Genomic DNA, 15,893 nt, shown 5'->3' on the forward strand with positions numbered 1-15,893 from the left:
TGTAATCAAAACCATACTAACCGCTATTATTCTATCAGCCAGCTCAGTATTAACAACGACCTTGGTTGAGGCTCGCCAGATTTATGCCGATTTACCAGATAGTATTGATAAGCACGCGAAATATGTGTTTTATTCTCACGGTTACATTGTTGAGGGAACAAATCCTAAGCCAGTGGATACTCGATTTGGCTGGGGAGTATATGACTTTCCGGCAATCAAGGACGCGTTGTCAGACCCTAGCTATCATTTAATTGCGCACCATCGAAGCAAAAATACGGACCCGTTTGAGTATGCATACACACTGAATGGGCAAGTTCGAACTTTGGTTGAGCAGGGAGTAAAGCCAAGTAACATTACCATTATGGGGTTTTCTCGGGGGGCGTTTATTACCGGAGTTGCGTCTGATAAGTTGTCTGATTTAGGCGTTAATACGATAATTCTTGCAGGGTGTGGTCGTTTAGTTTGGAAAAAGCACACGGATGTTAAAGTGTATGGCCACGTGTTATCTATTTATGAAAAAACGGACAAATCTAATAGTTGCAGTGCATTAGCAGAAAAAAGTACGTCCGTAAAATCATTTACCGAGCTTGAAATTAACACCGGTCTGAGTCATGGCGCTTTTTATCGGCCGAGGCCAGAGTGGGTCACTCCTGTAAAGGCATGGATTAAGTCGCAACGTTAACAACACTGAAAACAGCATGGCTGACTTCCCATCTTTGATGGGAATTTTAGTTTAATATGTGGTGTGTATGTTCTATTTTTGAATAGGTTATTTCTCCAAAAGTATTAGGGGTTGTTGATCTTCCAGGTTCATTTTTGCAGCAGTTTGATTGGGTTTTATACAAGGCAGAGGCTGCGTAGCATGGTTATTCCATAGCCGATAACATAGTAGAAAAGCCAATCAAGCGCTGCCTACCGGTTCTTTCGCGAAGCCCTTTCTCTTTGTTGCTTAATATTCACTTAGATTACTAGGCCACATATTAAGCGCCGCGATAAAAGCATACTCAAAGAGAACAAAAATAGAACAGAAAAGATCAACAGCCTAGGCAATGCCTACATCCAGCTTGCTAAACCACTCTAAAAACTCATTCACCATCTCGCCTTTAAAAATACGACCATGTTGAGGTGCCATCATATTAATCTCAAGCTCTCGAACCCTCGCAACCCAGTTGTTTTTTGCGCGATTTGAAGGCATCCATCGGCGATGGAAGTACTCCATATACTTGATGTGCTGTGCGAAATTTTCAACGAATAATGGCACGTCACCATGCTCTAAAGAAGCGCCAATGTCTCCGCTCATTAAGATCTTTGCCTGGGGGTCGTAAACATTAAAATTGCCCGATGAGTGCAGGTAATGTGCAGGAATAAACTTTAGCGTCGCAGTGCCAAGCTTAATCTCGCCGCCTTCGTCTTTGATTGGCATATATTGGATGTTTTCCATACCAAAGTGACGTATGAACCCTTCCCAAAGCCATGGAGCATATAGCTTAGCGTTGGGCACTGTTTTATCCCATAAACCTAGCGAAGAAATGATGTCTGGGTCTTGATGGGATGCAAATAACGTGGTGATATTTTCTAGTTTTACATGGTGTAAAACTCCAGCAAGCATTGGCGAAAATAATTCAATGCCACCTGGATCTAGAATAATTGCTTCTTCAGCGCTTTTAATTAGGTATTGATTCGTGTCTATTATTTTTTCAGGTTTCGCAGGGTCTCGGCCTAGGACTAGCCACTGATGAGATTCTTCTGAATATAACTCGTTTGATTTCAACGCAGAGCTCCTCGTAATTTATATATTTCTTGTAGGTTATCATTGACGGCTTTTTTTATTTTTTTAGCGGCTTCAGCAATGAAGTCAGACACTGACTCTAGACTATGACTAAATTCTCCGGCATTAGAGGCTTCAACTCGACTGGTGACCGCTATGTATTCGGCACTACGCATTTGTTTTTGAATGTCTTCAAAGTAGCTTTCGAGCGAAAAAATAGCCTGCTCTAAATTGCGCGTTTTTTGCTTTAAGTCCATTAAACTTTGTTGTTGCAAGGTGATAACGCATTTGTGCGCAGAAGTACTTTGTGCTTTTGTTAATTGGTATTGATAGTCAGTACAGCGAACCACGGCTAATGCCAATGTAAACAGTTGATTTGAAAGTTTAGATATCTCAGAAGTGGTGCGAATTGTTTGTTCAGAAAACTCGTCGATAAAGTTTGTTATTGGTTTAAAGCCGTATGCCGCATCACCGGCTCTCAATGCGACGACTCGAGCGTTCTTTGCCGTCAAAGAAAGGTTTTTTGCCTGACTTAAAATCATATCTAAATTTGTAATGATATTAGCAACTCGCACAAAATTATTCATTGCTGATGTGGCTTGCTGAGAATTGATCATTGTATGACTCGGTTGTTGCAATTTTTACAGCATAGATAACTTTTATTTTATTTCCCAATTTATTGCCTATAAAACATGGTGTATATAGTGCTTTATCTTGTTGGAAACTTGATTAATTTTGCTCTGTCGCCAATAGTTTTAGTAGGCAATGAACAGAGTAATGGCTTATTGAGTTGATAAGCATTGGGCAAGTAGCCGACTAAGGTTTACGTGGATGAAACGGCATATATTTTGGGCGATAGGTTACTTAGTAATCGCTGTACTATTTATATTATACGGGCCCCCTCAACGAGTATGGGCTAGTCTTTGGGGCGCGGACCTTTGGTTAATTGCGGGGTTCATGACACTTCAGTACGGGAGTTGGTGGAAAACATCCACGCTTGCGTTAGCATTTACCTTTTTAGGTTACGTTGCTTTTGACTTCGTGAGTGTTGACGCATTCATTGTGTTGACGTTAAATATTTTTGAAGCTTATTTCATTGCTTTTTTCTTTAAACAACATTTTCAATTTCAACAAACAGTTAACCAGCCTAGTTATTTGGTAATGTGCTTAGTAAAGTTTGTGTTTCTCCCTTCATTAATACTAGGTGTAGCCGGTACCCAGTTGATTCCTGTGTTTTCAAACATGAGTGCACAGCGAGTGTTAATGGAGTGGTTTGAAGGGTCCGTTGTCACATTAGTAGTAGGTTTGCCAGTGGTTTTGTTATGTACGCAAAATGATAAATTAAAGTGGTCGTCTATCTATAATTTGCGTGACCTTGCATGGGGCGTGTCAGTGGCAGCTATTGCTATATGTTCCGCTTATATCTCTTGGGCGATGTTTGCAGTATTTACTGTAATTTTGTTGGCACTATGCGCTGTTTTTCGTGGTTTTAAAGCACTGAGTTTGGCGGGACTTATCTTAGCTGTCGTAATAGCTGTTGCGTTTAGTCATGGAGATTTATTAACTAAAGCCGAAAGTGGCACCAAATTGACAGTCTTGGTTACTATGCTTTTGGGCTATTGTAATGCTTTGATAATTTGCATGTATGATTTATCAAATAAATGCTCGTTCACACATATGCGCGCGCTGGATAGTCATTATCAACATACTTTTGAACAAAGCCCTGTCATGTTAGTTACGCTCGATGATGAAGGTAGAATCTTACATATTAGTGATGGGTTTATATGCAACCTTGAATACCGGCGTGAACAACTTCTAAATAAACCAATTACAGATTTTATGACGGATCATTCTGCGAGCTTAATTCATCACCGCGGATTGCAAGGAAACACTCAGTTTTCGATTGAAGAAATTGTCTTAGTGACCAGCCGAAATCAACAGGTGGTGTGTTTATTAGAAGCGGAGGTTTTTAGCGACCATGAAGGTGGTGGGCACACATTATGTTTCTTTCAAGATATGTCAGAGCGGCAAAAGCTGGCCGAAGCGCTATCAAAAGAGAAGGAGCTGCTAGAAGTGACGTTAAGTTCAATTGGAGATGGTGTTATTTGCACTGATGTAGATAGTAATGTGACTTATATGAATCCTGTTGCAGAAGCTATTTTGGCAAAGCTAACAGCTGAGGTTGCTGGGCAGCCATTTCAAGAAGTAATGCCACTTTTTAACGAAGATACATTACAGCCGATAGAAAACTTGACTGATTATTGTATGGGTAACCATCAAACATTAGGGTTACCAGAGCTTACGTGTGTTAAAAACCACTTAGGACTAACATTTGCAATCCAAGATTCTATTTCGCCCATTTACGGTAAAAGTGGCAAAATAATGGGATCTGTGATGGTTTTTCAAGATGTGACTGAGTCACGAATGATGTCGCGTAAAATGAATCATTTGGCTCATCACGACGCATTAACTGGATTGCCTAATCGATTGTTATTGCAAGATCGGTTAATTCAAGCATGTAAACGAGCCCGGCGCTGTAAACATCAATTCGCGTTGGTGTTTATTGATCTCGATAAGTTTAAGAAAATTAATGATTCGTTGGGTCATGATTATGGCGACTTGTTACTGAAGCAAGTATCAGAGCGGCTTGCTGGGTGTGTAAGAGCATGCGATACCGTGTCACGTATGGGGGGAGATGAGTTTGTATTATTGCTCGATGCCATTGAAGACAAACGCCATGTACGTAAAGTGATTAAAAAAGTACTGTCGAGCACGACAGGAGAATATGAGCTTAAAGGTATTCAATTAACAGTGTCTTTAAGCGCTGGTATTGCGATATACCCTGACGATGGTGATAATGCGGAAACACTGATGAAGCATGCCGATACAGCTATGTATAGGGCTAAGAAAGTCGCTAAGACTGATTTTCAATTCTATAGCGCAAAACTAGATCATGAAGCCGAATTGCGTGTGGAGATAGAAAGTGCAATTCATACGAGCATTGAAAAAGGCGAGTTTATTCCTTATTACCAACCTATTGTAAGTGCGAAAACATTTGAGCTTGAAAAGTTAGAAATGTTGGCTAGATGGCAACAACAAGATCAGTTGCTCGACCCAGTTCACTTTATTGCTATTGCGGAAGATGCCAATTTGATTAGCAAGCTCAGCCTACAATTGCTGAAGAAATCATTTCCACAATTTGCTCAATGGTTGTTAATTAAACCAGGCTTAATTTTAAGCATTAATATATCAGTTTTACAGCTCAGTGAAACACACTTTGTAAAGGAACTGCTTGATACAGCTGCTAAATATAATGTTCCGCCGACAAATTTAGAAATTGAAATCACTGAGTCGGCACTGGTATCAAATGTTGACGCGATGAAAAAAACATTACTGGAATTACAAAAATACGGCTTTGCAATTGCGATTGATGATTTTGGTACGGGGTTTTCTAGTTTGAGCTATTTGAAACATCTTAACTTTGACACAATAAAAATAGATGAATCATTTGTTGCAGACATCAGTGGCAGTAAGAAAAATGCTGATTTAGCGATGGTCATTGTTAATATGGCGAAAAGCCTTCAAGTCAATAGTGTTGCAGAAGGGGTAGAAAATGCGATGCAAGCGAAAGCGCTGACAGCATGCGGGTGCGAGCAGCTACAAGGCTATTTTTTCTCAGAACCGATTGATGCACAGGCAATGACCCATATGATTGAGCATGGGCAAGTATTTAGTACAATACATAAAGATAATTAGGTTAAATAGGGCGCGTCAATTTAGAAACCTATGAATTTCCTTCACCGTATAATTTGTCTGTTTTTACATGGCTGTTCGGTCTAGCAGACACGTATTTTCTCAATTATTTTGTGCAATACGCCACAGTACTTTGCTCGGGTCAAGTAAACAAAACTCTGTCATGCCCCAAGGTTGTGTGACAATAGGGGTTACTTTGCAGTTAAATTCTTGCTCTAAATTAAGAGTGAGAATATGCTCATGCCATGCATTCACGTCAGCAACCTGTAAATGCATCATATAATTCTCGCAATGCTGAGGTTCATAGAAATCTTGCAGTAAAAACGTATATGTTTGGTAACGAAAGAAAGCAATGCCTGCGTCTTGAGATTTGAGCTCAAACCCTAACCTTTTATAAAATTGTATTGATACGTCAAAATCTTTAGCTGGAATAAATGGTTTGAGTGATATGACATTTAAATTAAGCATAATTGTTCGAGTATGTTGTGACATTTTCTTATAGACGTTTACCACTATTAGCAATTTAGTCCGAAGTATCCGCTGTTTAGCGTGCAAATTGTCAACGTTAAGTATTAACTCAGAGCCAGCGTTATCATGTGGTCGTTATAAGTACGCTAAATTATGGTTAAGTTACTTGGCTAGAACGCAACTTCATGATAGTTTTTCGCAAAAATTAATTAAGAGAAATACGATGCCAAAGGCCAGTGAAATAAAAAAACATGCAGCGATAGAATATAACAGTCGCGTTATGATCGTCAGAGATATTGAACGTTCAGTACCACAAGGACGCTCTGGCGGCAGTTTATACCGAATGCGCATGTATGATGTTGTAACAGGCGGTAAAGTTGATGAAACGTTTAAAGCAGATGAAATGCTGACGCTTGCCGATTTAATTCGCCGTCCAGTGATGTTTTCTTACATTGACGGTGATGAATATATATTTATGGATGAAGAAGATTATACGCCATATAATTTGAATAAATCTTCGATTGAAGAGCAAGTGCTATTTGTTTCAGAGGATACCAAAGGGTTACTTGCGGTCATTGTTGAAGGCAGCCCAGTTTCAATCGATTTACCATCAAGTGTTGAACTGGTTATCGAAGACACTTCACCTTCAATTAAGGGCGCTTCAGCGAGTGCGCGCACCAAACCTGCGACCATGAGTACAGGCTTAATCGTACAAGTTCCTGAGCACATTTCAAATGGAGATCGCATTAAAATTAATACCGACGAAAAGAAATTTATGGGTCGTGCTGATAACTAATACAAAGGTTAAAAGTGAGATGCCTTAGCGTATCTCTCTTTTAACTATGACGTTTTGTTTTAGAAAGGAATTACGTATGACGAGCAAATGGCTAAGCATCAGTAATGCGCATGCCAAGAAAACCCTTATTTGTTTTCCATATGCAGGTGGTGGGGTTAATATATATGCTGGATGGCAAAAGTTACTGCCAGATGATGTTCGTTTGGTTATTGTACAACCGCCAGGCCGAGGTGGGCATTTTGGTGAACCAGCCATAGATGATATGGAGCAGTTAATTAGTGCGTTACAGGTGCATTTGGATCCCTACATGCAGGGTGATTATGTACTGTATGGTCATAGTTTAGGTAGTCGTGTTGCTTTTGAACTTTTACGTCAAGCATTAAAGCGAGGATTGCCGTGCGCGAAGCACTTTTTTGCATCAGGCAGTGCAAGTCCAAGTTATTGCGGAAATAGAAAAGCAATTTACGATTTACCTTCAGCCGAATTTAGGGCTGAGTTGGCGAGTCTGAATGGCACACCGAAAGAAATCTTAGAGCATAGCGAATTGATGGATTTGTTTGAGCCAATGTTACGCGCAGACTTTAAACTCGCTGACACTTATGGATACCATAAAGCACTGATATTACCATGCGCAGTGAGTGTTTTTGCGGGTACACAAGACCCTATACTTGAAGAACATACACGCCATTGGTTAACTTTTTTTGAGCAAGGTGAGTTTTCGTGGTTTGAAGGTGGACACTTTTTCATCAATGATTATACAGATGAGATTGTTGAGAAAGTTGGCGATAGGCTAGCTTCTATAACATAAAGCTTGAAAGTTGTAGCCTGAAAAAGGGCGTTAATTTTAGCGTATATTGTTGAATTATCTTAAACATCTGCTAACGTTGAATTGACTATAATAGCAACGAAAAGGAAAGTCATGAAAATCAAGCTAACGATCAAAAAGAAAAACCTAAAGGGTTTGTCGGATAATAACCACGCTATTTTTCACCAGCAAACACCGAACATAGTGGGTGGTAGAATGGACCCGCCATCTTTTGGTTGTGATACAGGCTACTTAGTATGTGGTGGTGATTCAATTATTCAGCGTAAGTAGTGCTTAGACTTTAAGCATAATAAGGCAGCGCAGTTAACAGTGCTGCCTTTTATATTTCTACTTATTACAACGTTGCCGAGGTTAGGCGTTAGACAATGCTTGCTTGGCAACTTGTAAGCTGGGTAGACTACCGACGTTTTGTAAAATATGCGCTTTGATTTGGTACGTTTGTGCCAATTGTGCTTCGGTCAAAACTTCATCTGGTTTACCATAAGCCACTACGCGTCCGTTTTCTAACATGGTAATGCTATCAGCAAAACTAGCCGCAAGTGCTAAATCATGTACGACAGCCAACACACCAGCCCCTTTGTTGGCAATATCTCTGGCTAATTGCATAACCTGATATTGATGGTACAAATCTAGACTTGCGGTTGGTTCATCAATGAGTAAGTAGCACGGCTCTTGATTTTCTAATGCTGGCAATAGTTGACATAACACACGTGCAAATTGCACTCGTTGCTTCTCTCCACCAGATAACTGTGTAAATGGTTTATTGATCAAATGCGACACGTTTAACGTATTAATGGCTTGTTTAGAATAAGCTTGTAATGTGGTAAAAGGTGTTGAATCGGCATGTACAAAATGAGACATATCGACAATTTCTTGTACTGTAAATGGGAAGTCACAATCATAGTTTTGCGTCAGAACGGCGCGCATGCGAGCGAACTGTTTAGCGTCATATTCATGGTAGTTTAGCTGTTGATATTCGACTTGCCCAGCCGTCAGTGGTATATCACCACATAGTGACTTTAACAGTGTTGATTTACCAGCTCCATTAGGGCCCAAGATGACAGTCAGTTGCCCGCAGTTTAACGTTAAGTTAGCGTCATGAAGTAACGTATTCTTTGCTACTTTTACGGTAATATTTTTAGCTTCTATCATGCTAAAACCCTCTCGATTTATAGGTTTTTAGTAACATAACTAAGAAAAAAGGCCCGCCAATGGCGCTGGTGATTAAGCCAATAGGCAGTTCAGAGGGCAATATGAGAGTACGAGCAAGAATATCCGCAAGGCTTAACAATATTGCGCCACCTAATATTGAAGCCGGCATGAGATAGCGATGATCAGGACCCATAATTAAGCGCATGATATGAGGCACTATAAACCCCACGAAGCCAATCATTCCAGTAAGGGCGACTGCTGAGCCGGTACACAATGCAGTATAAATAAATGCCTTTTTTTTCAAGGCGACAACATTAACTCCTAAGTGTTTTGCTTGTTGTTCACCAAGCAAGTAAATATTGAGTGGCTTGGCCATTTTAGTTAATAACACACAACATATACAGATGATGATTAATGACGGTAAGATCATTTCAAAACTGTTGCCAGCGAGCGACCCCATACTCCAAAAGGTTAAATCGCGTAATTCAGCATCACTACTTATTAAGGTTAAAATGCCTATTAAAGCCCCAACAATGGCATTTACGGCTATTCCAGCGAGTAATAAGCTGATAATAGTAAACTGGTTGCCTTGACTAGATAGGCGATAAATCATTGCACAAATTATTAAGCAACCCAAAAATGCACCTATGGGGACAGCGTATATACCATATGTGTCACTAAAGCTACTGAGTAAGGTATTGCCCAATACGATGGTGGCAATGGCACCTAGTGCGGCACCACTGGTTATGCCAATTAAACCAGGATCCGCGAGGGGGTTTCTAAATATTGCCTGCATGGCGGCTCCACTAGCACCTAGTCCAGCACCAACCGCCATAGCGAGTAACAATCGTGGTAGTCGAATTTCCCAGATAACAGCATGTTGTAGGGAATCAGATCCGACATTATTTAAAATATGTATCAACTGACTGAACGCGATGTTTACCCCGCCAGTGGCGAGTGCCGTCAAACAAACGACCATACATAGACATAATAAACCGATCAGAAAAAGGCGTTTTACCGACTGAGCAGGCATAAATAATTGGCTAAGGGCTAACACTATAGTGCCTTACTGTTATGAGACGTTTGCGCTGCGCGTAATTGGTAGCCGGCTGGGTAGGTCACATTAGCATGAATAGCCTTGGCAAGTTCGACAACAGCTTGAGGCGTTCTTGGACTCATGCCTAATAGGTAAGAACCATCAAATGTAAACACCTGTTTGTTTTTAACCGCGTTAGAATATTTAAAGTGCGTAATTTTAGATACATCTATGGATTTGTTGGCGCCATGTCGGCCCATGGTAACAATGATATCTGGGTTCATTGCCATTGCAGACTCCGTAGATAGAGGTTTCCAACCAGTGAAGTGAGCGCCGGCTATATTATGGCCTCCAGCTGCGGTGATCACCTCATGTGCCGATGTACCAGCGCCAGAAACAAGTGGTTGTCCGGCTTTTAAGCTTAAGACAAACAGTACGTTAGGTTTTAATTGAGTTTGCGACAAAATGTGCTTAAGCGCCTGGCGATCTGCTTGAATATAGGTATTAAGCATTTGGCCTTTTTGTTCGACATTAAGTAATTTTGCAATTTGACTAATTTTGGTTTCAATACCATGAAAGTTATCATTATTAGAGAAAATATGCGTTTTAAGACCCGTATCTTGCAGCTGCTTTACTACTTTATCAGGACCCGTATCAGCTTCGCCGAGTAGTAAGTCTGGGTTTAAAGATAATACCCCTTCAACATTGATGTTACGTACATAACCGACCTGCGCTTTTTTTGTTGCTATTGCAGGGAAAACACTGGTGCTGTCTACGCCGATAATACGATCTTGCTCGCCTAATGCATAAATAATTTCAGTGATTGAACCGCCTGAAACGACCACCCGCTGATAATTCTGAGCGGCGGCTATTGAGGGGAATAAAATGAATAAACTAACGAAGTAAATACAAAAAACAGAATAACAAGACCAAGCTTTAACTTTCATAACAATTCCAAAGTTGCTATTATAATAATGAGAATAATAACAGTTATCATTATCAGTAATCAACATGAAGATCTTAACCTGTACCAGTATTTCCGTTATAGCGCATAGCTTATTATGGTTAGTAACGCCCTCTCAAAGCATGCAATTTGATGGCGGGGATAACGCCAAATTAATTGCATTAAAAGTTAAAATACAACAGGTTGCGACTTACTCGCTCGTAAAGCAACCGACCGAGTCAGGTTCAGAAGCCGACTTAAATAAAACCATATTTAATGGTGAGAAAAATAAATTAGCCTTACAAGAGCAAGCCGTAATTGCAAAGGCGTTACCTGCTAAGCAGTCCGTAGAGCGAGTCGCTAAGATAGACCACCAGCCAGTTCATCCCGTCGTTGATGCCGTAGCGCCGACAGATGTATCGATAGAGCCACCAGAGCAGAAAAAAATAGATGAAGATACCGTTACTGAGGTTGAAGCGACAGCGATTCAACTTGCGGCGCAGCATAGTGCGAGTAATGCTCCCATTAATGTTACTCAATTGCCGCTTTTTAAAATGCCAAGACCTGCATTGAAATATCCGTTGCGAGCTAAACGCCGAGGCCAGCAAGGCGTCACTATTGTCTCTATTGAATTAGATGAATACGGGGCTATTGTCGCTGTTGCGTTGGTCAAAAGCAGTGGTTTTTCAGTACTAGATAAAGCAGCTCTGAATAATGTAAAACAATGGCAATTTCACGCTGTAGAGCGCTACGGACATGCCGTAAAAGCAAAATTCACTGTGCCTGTCGAATTTAGCCTCACAAGTTAATTTTATCAACTGGAGTAAGTACTATGAATGAAATAATTACGCAGCTAGGAATGATGCAATGGCCATTTCTTGTTTTGTCATCAGTGGCACTGACACTGATTTTAGAAAGAGGGTGGGTGCTGATCGAAGGCGTTTGGCGATTGGCGAGCATTAAAACATCTTTACGGGAAATACAGGCAACTCCCGAACGATTACAACTTCATATTCAGAAACAAGTTGCTCGGTGGCGGAAGCGTTTATCATTGATCAGCCTAATAGGCATGCTAAGTCCACTCATGGGGCTTTTCGGAACTGTTTGGGGATTAGTTGTGATGTTTAAAGGCATTGCAGATACGCAACAAGCGGTTACGCCTGCACTATTGGCTGATGGGTTATGGGGGGCAATGTATTCAACGGTCGTTGGATTAGCCATTGCAATGCCTTGCATTGTTTTCAATGGGGTTTGCCAAGCATTGGTTGAGCATATGCAAACAGAATTGACTTTGTTTGCTAATGAGCAAATTGTTACTACGCAGGCGCAACATGCTTGAATTACCAAAACCCTCAGAGAATGCGTTAGTCCCAGACTTAACAGCGTTGTTGGATGTGTTATTTATTGTACTGGTTTTTTTGCTTTTAAGTGTCGCAGTCCAAGTTAATGTGATGGAAGTGTCATTACCTGATGCTGGAGATAATGGTAGTGCTGTGTTAGAGCAAACGCCAGTAGTACTAAGTCTCATGTATCACGACAATCATGTTAGCTATGCACTAAACGATCAGCCTTTTAGCACCCAAGAAACTTTAATGCAGGCAGTTAAGCACATAGAGTACGTAAGCCCAGTATTTATTGCTGTTGATAAGCATGTGCCTAGTGAGGCTCTGGTGCAACTATTAGCCAACCTTAGCCAAGAAAATCGATCTATTGCGAATATATTAATTGAACGCAAATAAAAATAGTTATCATTATTATTTTGTTGTGATATATTGCGCGCCATAAGTTAAAACCGCGCATCTTTCAGTATGGAGTTAACACCAATGCTTTCGCATTGGTGAAGGAACTGAGTTAAATGGGGCACTGAAGAGCACGGTTTGTTTTTGCTATTAATATTTAATCAGGAGTACCCCATGCGTTTATCAAAAATTAGTTTGTGCTTGGCAACATTTTCCCTTCCTCTGATGGCACACGCTAATACTCAAAATACCAATGATGCTGCTATCGTGACATCGTTAGATGCGGTAACGGTAACGGCTACGCGCACTGAAAAAACCGTGTTGCAATCAGCACAAGCTGTTAATGTCATTTCGAGTGAGCAAATAGAGAAGCAATTAGAAAGTAGCTTATTTAACACCTTGGATATGATCCCAAATGTCAGTGCAAATGGTGGCCCTAGAAATGGTGGTCAAAAGTTCAATATTCGAGGTTTTAGTGATGCTGAAGATGTGTTGGTAACCGTCGATGGCATGGTACAAACATTTGAAAAATATCGAATGGGAAGCTTGTTCACTGATTCTGAATTGTATAGAACGGTTAGTATTAAACGCGGCACGAGTACAGTATTGCATGGTGGTGGTGCATTAGGTGGCGTTGTACAGCTTGAGCTCAAAGATGCAGCCGATTTTTTACGTGATGGAGAAACCGCTGGAGCGAAGGTGAAATTGGGTTACGATAGCAATAACGAACAAAAAAATGGTTCTGTATTTGCTTTTGCAAGACCAACAGAAACGCTAGATTTACTTGCAGCAGTAGTCAAACGAGACAGTGATGATTTTGAACTATCTAATGGTGAAATGTTAGATAATTCAGGGATTGAAAATAGTTCGGTATTACTTAAAGGTGAATACTTCCTTACAGATGACTCTCTATTAGGTGTGACTTACACAACCACACAGGATGCACAACGAACTGAGTTTAATACAACGGATGCTGGCGCATGGGGAACGGTTTATCGAGAAGTCGATCAAACTGCGGCAAACTTAAGTTATGAACTGATGCCAAGTGATAACCCTTACTTAGATTTAACTGCAAAGCTAGGGTTCACAACAAGTCAGGTAACAGAGACTGACGGTGAGGGCATGTTGAAAGATTTTGTCGGTATAAAATCGACATATGAATATAACATTACGACGTTAGATGTAATGAACACATCAAAAGTGGCTGGTCATGCGTTGACTTATGGCGTGCAATATACCGACAAAGAACGTATTGGCGAAAAAACAGCACTGCCCTGTGAGCGTATTAACTTTGAGACCTATGCATGTGAGCAATATGGCACGGTTGCCCAAACAGGTGAAATGACTTCTCAGCCTGGCGGTGACCAAGTACGTACAGGTGTGTATATTCAAGATGAGTTTAAGCTACAGGATTTGACTGTGATTACCGGCGTTCGTTATGAGCGTTATGAAACAAATCCAACAGCCAGTTTTTCGGCAAAGTTCAATGATTTAGATACGAATGTTACGCACAGTGATTGGGCTCCTTCAATTAGCCTTAATTACCAAGTAACGCCTGAACTGGCAATATTTGTGAATCGACAGTCAGGCTTTAGGGCGCCGCTTATTGATGAATTATACGATCAATATGGCGGTCGTCAAAGTGCACTTAATTTAGACATTGAGTACAGTGATAATAGTGAGTTAGGGATGACATATAGCGTTGATAATGTCCTAAACAACACTGACACTTTAAATCTACGAGTAATGTATTTTGATATTAGTGTTGACGATGAAATTACTTCACTAACCAGCGAAACGCAAAACCCAATGCCCAATCCAAGATACGCCAATCGTGCAAGTAACGACAGAGACGGATTTGAACTTGAACTCAATTATGCGAACCAATATTTATATTCGAACCTAACGTACAGCACGATTGACGGGGAAGATAATACAGGTAAAGCGCTTTGGTATTTACCGGCAGATAAATTAAGTGTGGATACTGGGTTTTCAATGCTAGACAACACGGTAATGCTTGGGGCAAAAATTGTTCATACTAGCAACCGAGATGTTGAAAGTTATAACCGCAGTACGCGTCAGTATGGTGTTGTAAAGCATCAAAGCCATACATTGTGGGACTTATATGCCAGCTGGGATGTAACACAAGACGTAAACTTGCGTTTAGCGATTGATAACGTCTTTGACAAAGAATATACAGTGATTGCGGGTACAGGTGGTGGTATTGGTGATTATGGTGTTGGTCGAAGTGTTAAAACTCAAGTGAGCTGGCGTTTTTAAGGAGGATTTATGAGCACGCTATTAAAGCAGTATCAAAAGCTGATCAGTGATAACCCGAAACTTCGGGCTGTAGAAGCGGCAAAAACATTAGGCGTCAGTGAGGCGCAGTTACTTAATGCGCAGGTTGGCCAAGGGGTTGCGAGATTAGACGATAATCAGATCCCCGCGATTCTGAAAAACTTGAAACGACTTGGTTACATTATGGCGCTAACCCGCAATGGCTCAGTAGTAAATGAAATAAAAGGTGTTTACGACAAGTTATATATTTCTGAGCATCAAGACAAAACGATGGGGATTGCTATTAACCCTGGTGGGATTGACATGCGTTTGTTCATTCATAATTGGCGCAGCGTATTTTCGGTTGAAACGGACAGCTATTCTAGTATTCAGTTTTTTGACGCCTATGGCCAAGCAGTCCATAAAGTGTTTACCACAGCTGAGTCAGATTTGAATGCCTTTTTGAATTTACGAGAACGGTTTAAATTAACAGAGGCTCTGGATTTTAGTGTCGACAATGCCACGGAACAAGTTAACGAAGCAGATAGGGCTCAGTGGCATATACCAAGTGAGCAACAAACGTTAGCATTTACACAAGCTTGGTCAGATTTAAATGATGTGCACCACTTCCCTAATTTACTTAGGGAGTTTAAGCTCGCTCGGCTACAGGCATTAGAGCTTGCTGGCGAGCCTTGGAGTGCCGAGGTGATACATAATGTTTTGGAAACGGTCTTGACACAAGCCAGAGATAAGCGCATGGAAATAATGGCATTTGTAGGAAATCACGGTGCAGTGCAGATTTTCTCCGGTACAGTGCAAAACTTAAAACAAGTAGGTCCGTGGTTCAATGTACTTGATGAACGCTTTAACCTCCATGTGAAAATAGAACAGATTAGTCGTGCGTTTGTTGTACGAAAACCGACGGATAATGGCAACACCATCGTGTCATCTATTGAATTCTTTGATAAAATGAATAACACGGTACTGACGTTGTTTGGTCGTCGCGCAGAGGGAAATACACAGAGTTCAGAGTGGCAAGCTTTGTGTGATAAATTAATACAAAACAAGCGTGAAATTGCCTAGATAAAATGTTTTTCGTATGCATATAGCATATAAGTAAAGATGTAAAAGCCAG

At 40.7% G+C, this 15,893-nt stretch carries 16 protein-coding genes; 10 read left to right on the plus strand and 6 right to left on the minus strand.

The window, feature by feature from the left end; all coding sequences use genetic code 11:
- The first annotated feature begins 61 nt into the window (after positions 1 to 61).
- Complete coding sequence (locus J8L98_RS02365) at positions 62 to 682, plus strand: alpha/beta hydrolase (protein ID WP_247671028.1); 621 nt, start codon at positions 62 to 64, stop codon at positions 680 to 682.
- Positions 683 to 1,042: 360 nt separating this feature from the next.
- On the opposite strand, the gene J8L98_RS02370 is transcribed toward J8L98_RS02365, so the two are convergent.
- Positions 1,043 to 1,771: an MBL fold metallo-hydrolase gene (locus J8L98_RS02370; RefSeq protein WP_192509646.1), complete on the minus strand. Its 729-nt coding sequence runs from the start codon at positions 1,769 to 1,771 to the stop codon at positions 1,043 to 1,045.
- Entirely contained in the window at positions 1,768 to 2,385 is a 618-nt protein-coding gene (locus J8L98_RS02375) for a chemotaxis protein (protein WP_192509647.1), read from the minus strand. Before J8L98_RS02375 ends, J8L98_RS02370 begins: the two co-directional genes overlap by 4 nt.
- Positions 2,386 to 2,725: 340 nt before the next feature.
- Between J8L98_RS02375 and J8L98_RS02380 the strand changes: the two genes are divergently transcribed.
- Positions 2,726 to 5,524, plus strand: a complete 2,799-nt coding sequence (locus J8L98_RS02380) for an EAL domain-containing protein (protein WP_210995128.1) — start codon at positions 2,726 to 2,728, stop codon at positions 5,522 to 5,524.
- 99 nt (positions 5,525 to 5,623) lie between these two features.
- Here the strand turns inward: J8L98_RS02380 and J8L98_RS02385 are convergent, their stop codons facing one another.
- Positions 5,624 to 5,989 carry a VOC family protein gene (locus J8L98_RS02385; protein ID WP_192509656.1) on the minus strand — a complete coding sequence of 122 codons (366 nt, stop codon included), beginning with the start codon at positions 5,987 to 5,989 and terminating at the stop codon, positions 5,624 to 5,626.
- 223 nt (positions 5,990 to 6,212) lie between these two features.
- Between J8L98_RS02385 and yeiP the strand changes: the two genes are divergently transcribed.
- From yeiP to J8L98_RS02400, 3 genes are all read left to right on the plus strand, one after another.
- Positions 6,213 to 6,785, plus strand: a complete 573-nt coding sequence (gene yeiP / locus J8L98_RS02390) for an elongation factor P-like protein YeiP (protein ID WP_210995325.1) — start codon at positions 6,213 to 6,215, stop codon at positions 6,783 to 6,785.
- 76 nt (positions 6,786 to 6,861) lie between these two features.
- Positions 6,862 to 7,593 (plus strand): alpha/beta fold hydrolase, encoded by a 732-nt coding sequence (locus J8L98_RS02395; protein ID WP_192509658.1) that lies wholly within the window; start codon positions 6,862 to 6,864, stop codon positions 7,591 to 7,593.
- Between the two features lie 111 nt (positions 7,594 to 7,704).
- Complete coding sequence (locus J8L98_RS02400) at positions 7,705 to 7,881, plus strand: hypothetical protein (RefSeq protein WP_192509659.1); 177 nt, start codon at positions 7,705 to 7,707, stop codon at positions 7,879 to 7,881.
- Positions 7,882 to 7,962: 81 nt separating this feature from the next.
- On the opposite strand, the gene J8L98_RS02405 is transcribed toward J8L98_RS02400, so the two are convergent.
- The 3 genes from J8L98_RS02405 to J8L98_RS02415 are packed head-to-tail and all read right to left on the minus strand — an operon-like array spanning position 7,963 to position 10,746.
- Complete coding sequence (locus J8L98_RS02405) at positions 7,963 to 8,763, minus strand: heme ABC transporter ATP-binding protein (protein ID WP_210995129.1); 801 nt, start codon at positions 8,761 to 8,763, stop codon at positions 7,963 to 7,965.
- 1 nt (position 8,764) lies between these two features.
- Positions 8,765 to 9,820, minus strand: a complete 1,056-nt coding sequence (locus J8L98_RS02410) for an iron ABC transporter permease (RefSeq protein WP_210995130.1) — start codon at positions 9,818 to 9,820, stop codon at positions 8,765 to 8,767.
- Positions 9,820 to 10,746, minus strand: coding sequence for an ABC transporter substrate-binding protein (locus J8L98_RS02415; RefSeq protein ID WP_210995131.1), 927 nt, complete (start codon positions 10,744 to 10,746; stop codon positions 9,820 to 9,822). Before J8L98_RS02415 ends, J8L98_RS02410 begins: the two co-directional genes overlap by 1 nt.
- A 64-nt stretch (positions 10,747 to 10,810) precedes the next feature.
- Between J8L98_RS02415 and J8L98_RS02420 the strand changes: the two genes are divergently transcribed.
- From J8L98_RS02420 to J8L98_RS02440, 5 genes are all read left to right on the plus strand, one after another.
- Positions 10,811 to 11,551 carry an energy transducer TonB gene (locus tag J8L98_RS02420; RefSeq protein ID WP_210995132.1) on the plus strand — a complete coding sequence of 247 codons (741 nt, stop codon included), beginning with the start codon at positions 10,811 to 10,813 and terminating at the stop codon, positions 11,549 to 11,551.
- Positions 11,552 to 11,574: 23 nt separating this feature from the next.
- The gene (locus J8L98_RS02425; protein ID WP_192509664.1) at positions 11,575 to 12,081 is read left to right on the plus strand and encodes a MotA/TolQ/ExbB proton channel family protein; all 507 of its coding nucleotides are present in this window, start codon (positions 11,575 to 11,577) and stop codon (positions 12,079 to 12,081) included.
- Positions 12,074 to 12,481 (plus strand): biopolymer transporter ExbD, encoded by a 408-nt coding sequence (locus J8L98_RS02430; RefSeq protein WP_210995133.1) that lies wholly within the window; start codon positions 12,074 to 12,076, stop codon positions 12,479 to 12,481. Before J8L98_RS02425 ends, J8L98_RS02430 begins: the two co-directional genes overlap by 8 nt.
- A gap of 174 nt (positions 12,482 to 12,655) precedes the next feature.
- Positions 12,656 to 14,761: a TonB-dependent receptor gene (locus J8L98_RS02435; protein WP_210995134.1), complete on the plus strand. Its 2,106-nt coding sequence runs from the start codon at positions 12,656 to 12,658 to the stop codon at positions 14,759 to 14,761.
- 9 nt (positions 14,762 to 14,770) lie between these two features.
- Positions 14,771 to 15,841 (plus strand): ChuX/HutX family heme-like substrate-binding protein, encoded by a 1,071-nt coding sequence (locus J8L98_RS02440; RefSeq protein WP_210995135.1) that lies wholly within the window; start codon positions 14,771 to 14,773, stop codon positions 15,839 to 15,841.
- Positions 15,842 to 15,893: the final 52 nt, after the last annotated feature.

It is taken from the genome of Pseudoalteromonas sp. MMG013 (genome assembly GCF_018100885.1).
Lineage (GTDB): Bacteria > Pseudomonadota > Gammaproteobacteria > Enterobacterales > Alteromonadaceae > Pseudoalteromonas > Pseudoalteromonas aurantia.

Coding starts and splice junctions, on each gene's coding strand:
- yeiP (WP_210995325.1), top strand. CDS start 6,213: ATGCCAAAGGCCAGTGAAATAAAAAAACATGCAGCGATAGAATATAAC.
- J8L98_RS02395 (WP_192509658.1), top strand. CDS start 6,862: ATGACGAGCAAATGGCTAAGCATCAGTAATGCGCATGCCAAGAAAACC.
- J8L98_RS02420 (WP_210995132.1), top strand. CDS start 10,811: ATGAAGATCTTAACCTGTACCAGTATTTCCGTTATAGCGCATAGCTTA.
- J8L98_RS02440 (WP_210995135.1), top strand. CDS start 14,771: ATGAGCACGCTATTAAAGCAGTATCAAAAGCTGATCAGTGATAACCCG.
- J8L98_RS02405 (WP_210995129.1), bottom strand. CDS start 8,763: ATGATAGAAGCTAAAAATATTACCGTAAAAGTAGCAAAGAATACGTTA.
- J8L98_RS02385 (WP_192509656.1), bottom strand. CDS start 5,989: ATGCTTAATTTAAATGTCATATCACTCAAACCATTTATTCCAGCTAAA.
- J8L98_RS02415 (WP_210995131.1), bottom strand. CDS start 10,746: ATGAAAGTTAAAGCTTGGTCTTGTTATTCTGTTTTTTGTATTTACTTC.
- J8L98_RS02430 (WP_210995133.1), top strand. CDS start 12,074: ATGCTTGAATTACCAAAACCCTCAGAGAATGCGTTAGTCCCAGACTTA.
- J8L98_RS02375 (WP_192509647.1), bottom strand. CDS start 2,385: ATGATCAATTCTCAGCAAGCCACATCAGCAATGAATAATTTTGTGCGA.
- J8L98_RS02435 (WP_210995134.1), top strand. CDS start 12,656: ATGCGTTTATCAAAAATTAGTTTGTGCTTGGCAACATTTTCCCTTCCT.
- J8L98_RS02425 (WP_192509664.1), top strand. CDS start 11,575: ATGAATGAAATAATTACGCAGCTAGGAATGATGCAATGGCCATTTCTT.
- J8L98_RS02400 (WP_192509659.1), top strand. CDS start 7,705: ATGAAAATCAAGCTAACGATCAAAAAGAAAAACCTAAAGGGTTTGTCG.
- J8L98_RS02380 (WP_210995128.1), top strand. CDS start 2,726: ATGACACTTCAGTACGGGAGTTGGTGGAAAACATCCACGCTTGCGTTA.